Origin of the sequence: Lacisediminihabitans sp., from assembly GCF_043726815.1 — a bacterium.
GTDB lineage: Bacteria > Actinomycetota > Actinomycetes > Actinomycetales > Microbacteriaceae > Lacisediminihabitans.
Window position 1 is genome coordinate 1 of record NZ_JAYSJZ010000046.1, and the last position, 12,652, is coordinate 12,652.

General features: G+C 71.2%; 10 protein-coding genes. All 10 read left to right on the forward strand.

The window, feature by feature from the left end; translation table 11 throughout:
* The first annotated feature begins 237 nt into the window (after positions 1 to 237).
* Positions 238 to 1,092, forward strand: a complete 855-nt coding sequence (locus ACHZD8_RS05215; protein WP_394769101.1) for a LuxR C-terminal-related transcriptional regulator — start codon at positions 238 to 240, stop codon at positions 1,090 to 1,092.
* Positions 1,093 to 1,235: 143 nt separating this feature from the next.
* Entirely contained in the window at positions 1,236 to 1,532 is a 297-nt protein-coding gene (locus ACHZD8_RS05220) for a WXG100 family type VII secretion target (RefSeq protein WP_394769102.1), read from the forward strand.
* A gap of 83 nt (positions 1,533 to 1,615) precedes the next feature.
* The gene (locus ACHZD8_RS05225; protein ID WP_394769103.1) at positions 1,616 to 1,912 is read left to right on the forward strand and encodes a hypothetical protein; all 297 of its coding nucleotides are present in this window, start codon (positions 1,616 to 1,618) and stop codon (positions 1,910 to 1,912) included.
* A 41-nt stretch (positions 1,913 to 1,953) separates the two neighbouring features.
* Positions 1,954 to 3,402: a hypothetical protein gene (locus ACHZD8_RS05230; protein ID WP_394769104.1), complete on the forward strand. Its 1,449-nt coding sequence runs from the start codon at positions 1,954 to 1,956 to the stop codon at positions 3,400 to 3,402.
* A gap of 14 nt (positions 3,403 to 3,416) precedes the next feature.
* Positions 3,417 to 3,995 (forward strand): hypothetical protein, encoded by a 579-nt coding sequence (locus ACHZD8_RS05235; RefSeq protein ID WP_394769105.1) that lies wholly within the window; start codon positions 3,417 to 3,419, stop codon positions 3,993 to 3,995.
* The gene (locus ACHZD8_RS05240; protein WP_394769106.1) at positions 3,992 to 4,678 is read left to right on the forward strand and encodes a hypothetical protein; all 687 of its coding nucleotides are present in this window, start codon (positions 3,992 to 3,994) and stop codon (positions 4,676 to 4,678) included. The genes ACHZD8_RS05235 and ACHZD8_RS05240 overlap by 4 nt, the downstream gene beginning before the upstream one ends.
* Positions 4,679 to 4,859: 181 nt before the next feature.
* Positions 4,860 to 5,507, forward strand: a complete 648-nt coding sequence (locus ACHZD8_RS05245; protein ID WP_394769107.1) for a hypothetical protein — start codon at positions 4,860 to 4,862, stop codon at positions 5,505 to 5,507.
* Positions 5,504 to 9,841: an FtsK/SpoIIIE domain-containing protein gene (locus ACHZD8_RS05250; RefSeq protein WP_394769108.1), complete on the forward strand. Its 4,338-nt coding sequence runs from the start codon at positions 5,504 to 5,506 to the stop codon at positions 9,839 to 9,841. The genes ACHZD8_RS05245 and ACHZD8_RS05250 overlap by 4 nt, the downstream gene beginning before the upstream one ends.
* Before the next feature lie 32 nt (positions 9,842 to 9,873).
* Positions 9,874 to 10,977 (forward strand): MinD/ParA family protein, encoded by a 1,104-nt coding sequence (locus ACHZD8_RS05255; RefSeq protein ID WP_394769109.1) that lies wholly within the window; start codon positions 9,874 to 9,876, stop codon positions 10,975 to 10,977.
* A gap of 82 nt (positions 10,978 to 11,059) precedes the next feature.
* Complete coding sequence (locus ACHZD8_RS05260) at positions 11,060 to 12,349, forward strand: amidohydrolase family protein (protein WP_394769110.1); 1,290 nt, start codon at positions 11,060 to 11,062, stop codon at positions 12,347 to 12,349.
* The last annotated feature ends 303 nt before the right edge of the window (positions 12,350 to 12,652 follow it).

Consider the following 12,652-nt stretch of genomic DNA (forward strand, 5'->3'; position numbering starts at 1 on the left):
GGCGCGAGCGGCGCGCGCCACCCCGGTTTCGCGCCGTCCCCCAAAGGGCGGACAGGATCGACGACTTCTCATTAACGTGTCGTGAATATCGGCCACATCCCCCGTTTGAGGGCCTCGCCGCGGTTATGGTTGCAAAGTCTTCCTCATGATGCTGGGCGACCCGGGGATGAGCCGAGGACGTTGCGGCGACCGGTGGAGAGCAGTCGACCGGGCGGCCGACCGAGATTGGAGGCGCCGGTGGCAGAAGCTGGTGCAGCGAGAGCCGGCCTGAGCGCCGCCGGCCCGGCCGCCGAGGAGACATTCTTCCGTTCCCGCTTCGGGCGGCGACCGGAAGACCCCGCCGAGCCGGGCGTCTCGGCGCCCCTGCCCAAGAGGGTGCTGGCCCTCGGTCTGAGCGAGCGGAGCGATGAGCTCTCCGCCGCGATGCTGGCGGGCAACCACTTCGGCTCCGCCGGGGCCCACGGCGACTGGCTGAAGGAGCGCTATCGGGAGATCCTGCCGCCGGTTCTGCCGGACGCCCTGCGCTGCATGGAGACGGGATCGCGGCTCGAACCGGCGAGCCTCGCCGTGATCCGCAGCTCGGCGCTCGCCATGAGGGACGCGAACGTGCCCCTCTCGGTGGTGCTTCGCGGCAGCATTCCGGCCCTGCGGGTCTTCAGCGCCTTCATCCACGCGAGCGAGACCGGGCTGAACGCGCGCGACCTGACGGTGCTCATGGGCCGGGCCGCGCTGATCGCCGGGGAGCTCGGCGCGTGCTGGGCCGAATCGTGGGCGGACTCGCGCGGGATCGCGGATGCCCGCGCTGCCGTCACGGACGGCGACAGCCTCGACCTGGTGCCGGTGGCCGGCACCGTGGAGAGCCCGGCGCTGGAGATGCTCGCCCTCGTGGCGGCCGGCCAGTCGAACGAACAGATCGCCGAGGCAACCGACTACAGCCAGCAGGCCGTGAAGTGGCACCTCGCCCGGGTGATGCGCTCGTGGAAGGTCGACAACCGCGCCGCCCTCGTCTCGGTTGCGCTGGTGCGGGGCGTGCTGATTCCCCGACGAACCCGCCCGGGCGCCCAGGAACCGCTCGAGACCGACGGCTTGTAGCACGGCCGCACCACGTGGCGGCGACCGATTGACCGATCGGCTAACGTCCCTGTCTTCCCCCGTTCGAGGGGCACGGACGCTCATAGGGTTGCCCACGTCTTCCACACGACTCGGAAGCTCATCCCTCACAGAAGGAGCAGACCATGCCCAACTTGAACGTCACCTACGGCGACATGCGCGACTCCGCGACCCGGCTGAACAACGGCGAGCAGGACATCGAGTCCAAGCTTCGCGAACTCAAGACCCTCGTCGACGGGCTCATCGCCGGAGGCTACGTCACCGACAAGTCCTCCGTCGCGTTCGGCTCCTCGTACCAGGAGTTCAACGACGGGGCGACGAAGACCATCCAGGGCCTCGAGGGCATGAGCCAGTACCTCACCGCCGCGGCCGACGCGCTCGAGAGCACCGACTCCGAGCTCGCCAAGGCGCTCTCCAAGTAGTCAGCCTCGCCCCGGATCGGCGCCGGACCGGCCCAGGCGGTCCGGCGCCGGCCCCCACTCTCAATCGGAACGGACTGGCACCCATGGCAAATCTCATCGTGACGGCGGCGGTGCTCGAGGAGTCCACCGCGAAGCTCACGTCGATCAAGACCGAGTTCGATCACGTCGACGACCACTCCCATGCCGACGACAGCATCTGGGGGCAGTCCGCCCTCACGTCGGCCATGGGCAAGTTCTCCGGCGACTGGAAGATCCACCGCGGCAAGATCTCGGAGGCCGTCGGCGGCCTCCAGAAGAAGCTCGAGGAAATGACCGCCGCCTTCACCGACACCGAGAAGCAACTCTCGGAGAGTCTCGAGACCTCGACCGAGACGGCCTGACCCGTTCCCTCTTCTTTACGCGTGATCCGAAAGGTCCGTCCATGTCCGCTCGCCCTGGCAACTGGCAACTCCTCAACCACTCCACCGACCCTGTCGGCGGGGATCCGGCTCGACTCGCCGAGCTCACCCAGTACTACAAGACGATGGCGGAGACCATCAGCAGTGAGGCGGCGACGCTGAAGAAGATCGGCAACGGTGACACCACCGAGCTCAAGGGCGAGTCGGCGGACGCCCTGCGCAAGCGCAGCCATGACGTGGGAGAGTCCCTCGCCCAGGCCTCCGGCCGCTACGCCGCGGTGGGCGAGGCCCTCAGGGTCTATGCGCCCGAGCTCGACCAGGTTCGGAGCGAGTCCGCCAAGGCGCTCGTCGACGCCGAAGCGGCGGACGCGGCACGCGCCTCCTCCAACGCGATGGCCGACCCGAGCGCCGACCGCCCTAAGGACGCCCCTCCCCTGACAGACCAGGAGACCCAGGACGTCGCCAGGCGCGCGACGGCCATCGGCAGCGCGAGCGACGCCGCGGCCGCCGCCAGGACGCGACTCGACAACGCCCTTGCGGCCCTGGACGATGCCGGCCAGCGCGCGTCCACCGTGATCAAGGCGGCCTGGCACGACGGCCTCACCGATACCCTCGCCTACAAGATCAAGCAGTTCTTCATCAAGCTCCTCAAGGTGCTGGTGAAGGTGCTGATGTGGATCGGGGTGGCGCTCGCGGTGCTCGCCTTCTTCATTCCCGGGCTCGCCGTGCTGGCCATTGCGGGTGCCATCGTCGCGGTGGTCTCGCTCGCCGCCTCCACGGCCCTCGCGGCAATGGGCGAGGGATCCTGGCTCGATGTGATCCTCGGCGCGGTGAGCGTGCTCATGCTCGGTGCCGGCGCGCTGATCGCCAAGATCGTGCAGAATTCCCACATCGGCCTGCTGGCGAAGGTCGGATCCGCGGGAGGCAAGGGCACGCCGACCCAGGCGATGTCGAAGGTCATCGACGAGCTGCCGAAGGTGCAGAAGGTGGTCAGCGCGGTGAAGGCGGACCGGCTTCGCGTGTTCGCCAATGCCAAGGGGCCGGTGGCGATCTCCCAGGGGAACATCCGCACCATGGCGCTGGACAAGGGACTGCGCAACCTCCGCTTCAACTCCATCTCCAAGGTGATCAACAAGGACTTCAAGATCAAGCCGCAGTTCTGGAACACGCGCCACCCCGACTATTTGAAGAACGACTGGGGCAAGATCAAGGACGTGGTCGTGAAGCACGACTACAAGTGGGATCGCCTGCTCTCGGTCGACAAGGCGCTGAAGTACAAGGAGCTGCAGGGCGTGGCCAACGCCAACCTGGGCATCGTCAGCAAGTCGCAGCCCCTGTGGCACTACGCCAATGGTGGACGCGTCGTCGCCGGATGGGGGCTGCTCGTGCACAAGGTTGGTTCCTATCCGCCGAGCCCATACAACGACGCGGTCTCCGGCACGAAGGCCGACCTCACCACCGCCAAGATATGAACGAGGTCTCGGCAGTGACGTGGTCGCTCGAGTTGAGCCTTCCCGACTGGCTCGAAGTGCCCACGGCGCCCTTCGACTCGGAACTCTGGCGGAGCGACGTGGGCCGCGTGTTCGAGTTTCTCGAGGGCATCGATTCACAACTCGACACCTCGGTGGCGGCCGGCGGCACACCGCTTCAGATCGGGGAGGCGATCGATCTCCTCCTCGAGTTCTCGAACGCGCTGGCCGACGATCGCCAGCTCGTGGCCGGGCTGACCATTCCCGGACGCTGGCCGCTTCCCGTCATCGTCTCGGTGACGGCGACGGGCGAAGACCCCGGGGACCTGCTGGAGGCGGCGGGGGCCACCGGCGGGCAAGCCGTCGAACTGCCGACGGTCGAGTACCTGCCGGACAGCCTCGGCGACGGCATCCGCGTGACCCGCTTCGATCTGGATGACGACGGCAACCTCTGGGCCACGGTCAGCTGCGCTCGGCGCGGCGGCGGCGCAGACACCGTGCTCACCTGGCGCACGATGGATCTCGACCTCGTGCCGCTGTTCTCGGCCGACCTCGAGGAGCTGCTCGGCTGCGTGCGCATCGGAGGCGACTCGTGAGCGAGCCGGATGCACTGGTCGCACCCCAGGCATCCTTCGTCATGGCCCTTCCGCCCGGCTGGTCGCGCCTGCCGGTGCGGGAGCGGGAGCGTCCCCTGCTCCTGGCTCTGATCGAGGAGATCGTGGCGGACGCCCTGCCGGCCTCCCTCCCCCGGGACAGCGCGGAGCCGTGGCGGGGCGAGCTGCGCAAGAGACTCACCGGGGCGGCACTCGAGGCCCGGGATGCCGGGGCCACTGCCGTCTACCTGCCCACCCGGCCCGTCGATGGCTTCACCGCGCCGGCCTCGTTGATCGAGACCGAGGTGGAGGACGACGGCCTGGCCTCGCCGGCCGAGGTGATCGCGGCGGTTCTCAGCGACCCTCACATCGACGCGACGGAGGCGACGGTGGATGGCGCGTCCGCGCTGCGCACCGACACCACGACAACTCGCGTGCAGCAATCGGGCGACTGGCCAGAGGTCGCCACCCGGCAGGTCGTGTACACGATCGAGGTGCCGCATCGCGAGGGCCGCTGGGTCGTGATGTCGTTCTCGGCCGTGTCGGGCGACAACCCGAGCCAGGATCTCTCGGACGCCCTCGTGCTGCTCTTCGACGCCCTCATGACCACGTTCCGCTGGACCGATGTTCCCGGCGTCGACCCCAGCGATCTCGAGTCGCGCCTCGCCGAGATCGCCTCGCGCTAGCACCCGGAAAGGCACCCCCATCGACCTCGTTCCGCTCCTCGTCCTGATCCTCGGCATCGCCCTGTTCGGTCTCGGCGTGGCGACCCTGCTCACCACCCTGGTCAGACGCGGGCGCCGCCCGGCGCCGGAACCCGGGTACGACCCCCGACCCGCACTCGTCCTGCACGGTGCCCTCGCGGCAATGATTGACGCGTGCCGCCGCGAACGGCTCCCGGTGCCCGGTGTCGTCGTGGCGGTCGTCGGCCCGGTGTCGATCCGCCTGCACCTGTCGTCGCCGGCACCGGAGTCGCCGGCACCGTGGGTCGCCGCTCGAGGCGGCACCGAGTGGAGCCGTACCCTCGGCGGTCTCGACGGGTCGATCGGCGCCCCCGACATGCCGTTCGGCGGGCTCATCGGCATCGGCGGGTCGACCGAACGCAGATTCGTCGACCTCCGCCAGGCGCACGGCCTGATCTCGATCGAGGGAGAGGCGGAGCCCACCGTGCGCCGCTGGATCGACGAGCTCGCCCACAATCCGTGGTCGACCGGCGCGCCCATCGTGCTCGTCGGGCTCGACGAGCTCGCCGGCAGCGCCACCGTCTCCACGGCGACGATCGAGGATGTCGTGGCCGGGGTCGCCGCGGGCGCCACCGGTTTCGCCGTCCTGGCCGAGCATCCGTCCGGCGAACTCGGCGCGGAACTCCTGCGCGCGCTGGAGCACCCCGACTGCCGCTGGCCCGTGATCCTTCTCGGCGGATCCCCGCGCGCCCGCTGGAGGTTCACCGTCGGTGCTGACGGCACCGTGGGGAACGACGCGCTCCTGCAGCACCCCATCGGCGCCGCCGCGTGAGGGTCATCATCACGGTGCGGGACGCCCTCGCCCGCGCGTCCACCGACGTGCTCGTGGACGCCGAGCCCGGCACTCCCCTGACGCAGATCGTGCGCGCGATCCGGTCCCGCCTCGGCGGCGGCGAGGGGCAGACGGCTGACGACCACTCTGGCGCGACCTTTGCCGAGAGCGGACTGATGGACGGCGCGGTGCTCACCATCGGCGAGAGCCACGCATCCCCACCCCAGGAGGGCCTCGTCGAGCTGCGGTTCGTTGCCGGACCCGGCAGCGGGCGAATCCGCCGGCTCACCGTCGGGCACACCACCATCGGCATCGACGAGCAGGGCGGCGCGGTCTTCGGTGTGCAGATCACCGGGTCGGCGCTGGCCTCGGTGCTGCTCGGCCTCGACGGCACGGTCATCATCCGTGCCACGGGCGAGGATGCCCTCCTCCTCGAGCAGGCCGAACTGGGCTCGGAACCGGTGGTCTGGCTCGCCGGCGCGCAGTTGCAGGTCGGCAGGTCGGTGCTCACGGCGCATCCGCCGACCCTCGGCGACGCTGAACTCATCCGCTCGCCGGACGAGGGCTGGCTCGATTACAACCGCCCACCGCGCCTGCTGCCGCCCGTTCCCGCCAACCGGTTCCGCTATCCGGCGCCCCCGGTCGCGCCCACCAAGAACTCGCTGCCGTGGATCACCGCCATGATCCCCGCCCTGCTCGGGGTCTCCATGGCGGTGATGCTCCGCCAGCCGTTCTACCTGCTCTTCGCCCTCATGTCGCCCGTGATGATGATCGGCTCCAACCTCTCCTCCCGGCGCAACGGCAAGAAGAGCCACCGACGGCTGCTCGCCGAGCACAAGAAGACCATGGAGTCGATCGCCGAGGAGGTGGCCGAGGCCGTGGCGGCCGAACAGCGCCGGCGCCGACGGACGACTCCGGATGCGGCCGAGCTGCTGCTCGCGGCCACCGCGCCGACCCGGCGACTGTGGGAGAGACGCAACACCGACCCCGACCACCTCCTCGTGCGGGTGGGCAGCGCCGACCTGCCGAGCACCGTGCAGCTCGAGGACATGGCGGAGCTCGAGCATCGGCGGCTGTCCACCGGAATGAACCGGGCGGTGCCGGCCACGCTGTCGATCTCCGAGGCCGGCGTCATCGGCATCGCGGGCCGGGAGGACTGGGCGCGTGCGGTCGGCAAGTGGATGATCGGCCAGCTCGCGGTGCTGCAGAGCCCTCGAGACCTGCAGCTCTGCATCCTCGCGTCGCCCGACACGCTCGGCGCGTGGGACTGGGCCCTCTGGCTACCGCACCTTCGGCCCGCCCTCGGCCAGGACGCCCTCGCGCTCACCGGCGCCGACTCCGACTCCCTCGGCCGCCGGGTCGCGGAGCTCGGCCAACTGGTGGCCGAGCGCACGAAGGCTTCCTCGGCGGCCGGCTCAGCCTCGGCGCGCCATGCGCCCGACGTTCTGGTCGTGCTCGACGGCGCCCGCCGCCTGCGGGCGATGCCGGGGATCGTGACCCTCCTGCGCGACGGCCCCGGGGTCGGCGTTCACCTCCTCTGCCTCGAGGAGGAGGAGCGGCAGCTGCCGGAGGAGTGCACGGCGGTGATCGTCGAACGCTCGGAGGGCACCCTGCTGCTCAAGCAGCACAATGCCGACGACATCGACGGCGTGCTGGCCGACGTGGTCTCCGACGACTGGTTCGAGGCGATGGCGCGATCGCTCGCCCCGATGCGGGACGTGAGCCCCTCGGATTCGGACAGTCTGCTTCCCACCTCGGCGAACCTGCTCGAGGTGCTCGGACTCGGCACTCCGACGGGCCGCGCGGTGGCCGAGCGCTGGTCGCGCGGAGGCCGAACCACCGAGGCGGTGATCGGAATCTCCCTCGATGGGCCGTTCGCGATCGACCTGGTGCGGGACGGGCCGCACGGGCTCGTCGCCGGCACGACCGGCTCGGGCAAGTCCGAGTTCCTGCAGACCCTCGTCGCGTCCCTTGCTGCCGCCAATCGTCCGGACGCCATGACCTTCGTGCTCATCGACTACAAGGGCGGCGCGGCCTTCAGCGAGTGTGCGGACCTACCGCACACCGTGGGCCTGGTCACCGACCTCGACACCCATCTCGTGCAGCGCGCGCTCGGGTCGCTCCGGGCGGAGCTCATCCGACGGGAGGAGATCCTCGGCGCGGTCGGCGCGAAGGACCTCGAGACCTACTACGCCCACCTCTCCCTCGGCGGCCGAGGCGAGAACCTTCCCCGCCTCGCCATCGTCATCGACGAGTTCGCTGCGATGGCGAAGGAGCTGCCCGACTTCGTGGCGGGGCTCGTCGGCATCGCCCAACGCGGGCGCTCGCTCGGGGTGCACCTCGTGATGGCGACCCAGCGGCCGAGCGGCGTGATCTCCCCCGAGATCCGTGCGAACACGAACCTCCGGGTCGCGCTTCGCATGACGGACGCCGGCGAGAGCTCGGACGTGATCGACATCCCGGATGCCGCCCGCATCTCCAAGGCCATCCCGGGCAGGGCGTATGCCCGCCTCGGCCACGCGTCGATCATCCCGTTCCAGGCCGCGCGCGTGGGCGGCACGGCGAGGATCGAGACGGCCGAGGCCGCCACGAGGGCGCCGTTCGTGGCGCGGCTCTCCCGTGAACTGTTCTCGGCGCCGGTGCCGCGGGCGCCGCGGGCGGACGCGGCGGCGACCACCACCACGGAACTCTCCCTGCTGGTGGCGGCGATCCGCGAGGCCACGGAGCTGCTCGCGATCGAACCACAGCACAGCCCGTGGCTGGCCCCGCTGCCCGAGACGGTGTCGCTCGAGACGCTCCACCAGACACCGTCCGGGGCCGGAATCGACTGGGCCAGGGAAGACATCCCGTCGGCGCAACGCCAGCAGAACGCCGCGATCGACCTCGACCGTTTCGGCCACCTGTACGTCGTGGGGGCGCCGGGCTCCGGGCGGTCCGGCGCGCTGCGCACGATCGCCGCCAGCGCCGCGGCGAGCGCGAGTGTGGCCGACCTGCACCTCTACGGCATCGACTGCGGCAACGGCGCCCTCTCCTCCCTCGCCGCGCTGCCGCACTGCGGCGCGGTCGCCCAGCGCAACCAGGCCGAACGGGCGGCGCGACTTATCCAGCGGCTCGAGGCCGAGGTGTTGCGTCGGCACGAGCTGCTCGGCGCCGGCAGCCACGCGAACATCGCCGAGCAGCGGCTCTCGGCCGAGCCCGGGCAGCGGCTCCCCCACATCCTCGTGCTCATCGACCGCTGGGAGAATTTCGTGAGCACCCTGGGCGAGCTCGACGGAGGTGCCCTCACCGACAGCATCCACTCTTTGCTGCGCGATGGCGCGAGCGCCGGGGTGCACCTCGTCATCGCCGGCGACCGCAGCCTGCTCACGAGCCGGATGAGCGTGCTGTGCGACGACAAGGTGATCCTGCGGCTCACCGACCGGCTCGACTACAGCCTCGCCGACCTCAACCACAAGACACTCCCGACCGAGGTGCCGCCGGGCCGCGGATTCCGCTCGGGGAGCGGCATCGAGCTGCAGATCGCCCTGGTCGGGGACGACCCGTCCGGCCAGGCCCAGAGCGAGGCCGTGCGAAGCCTCGGCCGGGAACTCGCGGCGAAGGCGGCCGTGCCCGTGGCGTCGCTGCCCTTCCGGGTGGACGACCTGCCGTCGATCCTCGATCTCGAACAGGCACTCCTGCTCACCGATGAGACCCCGGGGCCGATGTGGGCGCTCGTCGGCGTGGGCGGGGACCGGCTGCTGGCCCACGGCATCGATCTGGAGCACGACGCGCCGACCTTCATCGTGGCCGGGCCGTCGCGCTCGGGCCGCAGCTCGCTGCTCGCCGTGATGGCGAACTCGCTGCTACGCGCCGGCAGCCAACTCGTGCTCGCCTGCCCGCGGTCGAGTCCGCTGCGGGAGCTCGCTGGTACGCCGGGGGTGCGCGCGCTGTTCACCCACACCGAGCTCACCGAGGCCGACCTCGCGCCGCACCTCGACCCGGACGGAACACCCGTCGTGTTGATCGTCGACGACGGCGAGATGCTGATGGATGCCCCGGCGAAGGCCTGGCTGCGGGGCTTCATCCGCGCGGCGGGCGACAATCGCCGCGGCCTCATCCTGGGCGGCAATTCGGCCGAGCTGTGCGCCGGCTTCTCCGGCTGGCAGGTCGACGTGAAGAAGAACCGTCGGGGCGCGCTGCTGTCACCGCAGAACACCATCGACGGCGACCTCCTCGGCGTGCGCCTCGCCCGTTCCGCGGTGTCGCCCAAGGTCGTTCCGGGGCGGGCGGTCGCGCACCTCGGCTCGGGCGAGCTCGTGACACTGCAGATTCCCGCGCCAGCCATCGTGACCTGACGTCCACCACCCTCCGCAGAAATGGGAACCAGATGACCGACAACCTGATCGACCTCACGTCCGCCCGCGCGGAGCCCCCCGTCGCCTTCTCGGTCGCCTCCCGCGTGACCGGGCCTGGCGAACGGCAGCCCGCGGCCGAGAACCGGTGGGCGCCCGCCCCCGTGCCGGCGACGGCTGCGCGGATTCCGGCCGACTCCCCGCCTGCCGCCGACGACCTCGCGTCGATTGCGACGGTCACCGAGCCGGTCATCGCCACTCGGGGCGTGCGCGGAGTGCTCGGCCGGTTCGGCATCCGACTGGCGCCCGGTGCGGCCGAGCAGGCGCTCACTCAGTCGGCGGAGCGGCTGCGGCGCGACGAGGAGACCATCCGGCAGACCACCTGGACCCGCGCCGTGAGCGTGCTCGTCGCCAACCGCAAGGGCGGCGTGGGCAAGACGCCGGTGTCGCTGCTGCTCGGCGGCACCCTCGCCTCCGTGCGCGGCGGATCGGTCTGCGTCGTGGAGGTGTCGGATGACCCGGGCGCCCTCACCTTCCGGGCGGAGGGAAGCCCCGCCCTAGGCCTCGGCGAACTGGTGCGCGATGTGGCCACGGTCACGAGCGCCGGGCAGCTCGCCGGCTATACGGCCCCGCAGACCTCGTTCGCCTCCGTGATCGGGTCCGTGCGCGAGCGGGATCGGCTCGGTCGCGACGACGTGATCGCCGTGGCGGCCGTGATCGACGAGTACTACGGCATCCGGGTGATGGACAGCGGCAACCAGTCGAGCTCGGACGCCTTCGATGGTGCCGTCGAGACCGCGGACGCGCTGGTCATCCCGGTGCTGAACGCCGGCGAGTCCGTCTTCGAGGCGCTCGCCCTGCTCGAGCGTCTGCGCTCCCGGGGCGGACGGGCGGCGGCGCTCGCCGGTCGCGCGGTGATCCTGCGGCTCACCGACGGACGCCCAGAGCACCCCCAGGTGCTCGAGCGCATCAATCGGATCATCGAGGGGGCCGGGGCCGCCCAGGTGTTCGCCGTGCCGTACGACGCCCACATTGCCGAGCGGGGGCAGCTCACCCTCGCCTCGCTCGACCCCGCCACCTACCGGGTGTTCGCCGCGGCCGCGGCGAGCATCGTGCGATCCATCCCCGCGACCGACTGAGCCGCGGCCCGGCGGGGGCGCGGCGGCCGCGGAGGCACCGGCACGACATGAGCCCGACACATCGACGTGCTAGGAACTGACCATGCTCACTCTTTCCGGCGCCCTCCGCATCGTCATCGACGAGACCACCGAGCGCGAGGGCGATCTCGTCGTCGACGAGGGGGTGGTCACGGAGGCGGCGCGCACGGGCGGCGAGACAATCGACGTGTCGGGCTGCGTGCTCACCCCCGGGCTCATCAACGCGCACCACCACCTGCTGCAGACCGCCTTCCGCACCCTGCCGGGCACCCGCGGCGTGCCGATGGCCGACTGGCTGCCGACGATGGCCGATGCCTACGCCCGGGTGGGGGTGGATGCCGAGCTCGCCCACGCTGCGGCGTCGGTCGGCGTCGCCGAGGGCCTGCTGAACGGCGTGACAACCGTCGCCGACCACCACCTCACGTGGCCGGCCGGGGCCGACACCGTCGCCATCGCGAGGGCGACGGCGGGCGCGGTGCGCGGCCTCGGCGCCCGGCTCGCCTTCGTGCGCGGCTCCGCCCGCGACGACCCGCAGGAGGCGGCGGCCTCCGCGGAGGCCATCGTCGCGGCGCTGCTGCCCGGCGCTGACGGCGGAGTGAGCACCGACGGGATGCTCCAGCTCGCCGTGGGACCGGCCGGGGTGCACAGCGACTCCCGCGAGACCTTCGAGTTGCTCGGCGAGGTCGCCGCGCGGCACGGGCTGCGCCGTCGCACCCAGGCGAACGAACAGGTGGATGTGGCGATCGCGCTCGAGAGGTACGGCCGCCGCCCGATCGACCTGCTCGAGGAGTGGGGCTGGCTGGCCGCGGACGTGACGCTCGCCCACCTCTGCGACGTGACCGGCGACGAGATCGCGCGGCTCGCCTCCTCCGGCATCACCGCCACCCACGCGCCGGGCTGCGACCTGCCGATGGGCTGGGGGATCGCCCCGGTGGCCGCGTTGCGCGCCGCCGGCATCACCGTGGGCCTCGGCACCAGCGGGGGCGGCAGCAACGACGCCGGCCACCTGCTCGCGGATGCCCGGCTCGCCATGCAGGTGGCCCCGCTCGTCGGTCCGCCGATCGATGCCCGCTCCGTGCTCGCCATGGCGACGGCCGGCTCCGCCGCCGGACTCGGCAGACTGGAGCTCGGGCATCTGCGCGCGGGCGCGGCCGCCGATCTCTGCGTCTGGGACGTGTCGGGAGCCGCGGATGCCGGGGTCGCCGACCCGGTGGCCGGCCTGCTCTGGGCGAACCCCGGCCGCCGCCCCCGACACGTGGTCGTGGCCGGGCGGGTCGTCGTGCGCGACTACGAGCTCGTGCACGAGGACGAGCGGGAGCTCGTCACGGCCCTCCGGGAGCGGATCGACCGCTAGCCGTGCTGCCTGCGTCGATCGGGCCGCGTTCTGCAGGACGGTTTTGCAGGACGGTTTTGCAGGACGGGCCCCGGAGGTGTGGGTGCCTACCCCACAGACTCCAGTTCTGCAGGACACCTTCGGCAGGACACCTTCTGCAGGACACCTTCTGCAGGACACCTTCGGCACGACAGCGTGTACAGGACAGCTTGGGCAGCATTTTTTGTGCAGGACACGGCAGGGGTGTGGCGAACCGAACGGTCCCGGTCTGCAGGACGCTCCCGTCGATTCTGCACCTCTCGTCCTGCTATCCACCGGAGACGT

Excerpts from the sequence above, each read along its gene's own strand:
- ACHZD8_RS05220 (WP_394769102.1), top strand. The coding sequence starts at position 1,236 with ATGCCCAACTTGAACGTCACCTACGGCGACATGCGCGACTCCGCGACC.
- ACHZD8_RS05225 (WP_394769103.1), top strand. The coding sequence starts at position 1,616 with ATGGCAAATCTCATCGTGACGGCGGCGGTGCTCGAGGAGTCCACCGCG.
- ACHZD8_RS05230 (WP_394769104.1), top strand. The coding sequence starts at position 1,954 with ATGTCCGCTCGCCCTGGCAACTGGCAACTCCTCAACCACTCCACCGAC.
- ACHZD8_RS05245 (WP_394769107.1), top strand. The coding sequence starts at position 4,860 with ATGATTGACGCGTGCCGCCGCGAACGGCTCCCGGTGCCCGGTGTCGTC.
- ACHZD8_RS05255 (WP_394769109.1), top strand. The coding sequence starts at position 9,874 with ATGACCGACAACCTGATCGACCTCACGTCCGCCCGCGCGGAGCCCCCC.
- ACHZD8_RS05260 (WP_394769110.1), top strand. The coding sequence starts at position 11,060 with ATGCTCACTCTTTCCGGCGCCCTCCGCATCGTCATCGACGAGACCACC.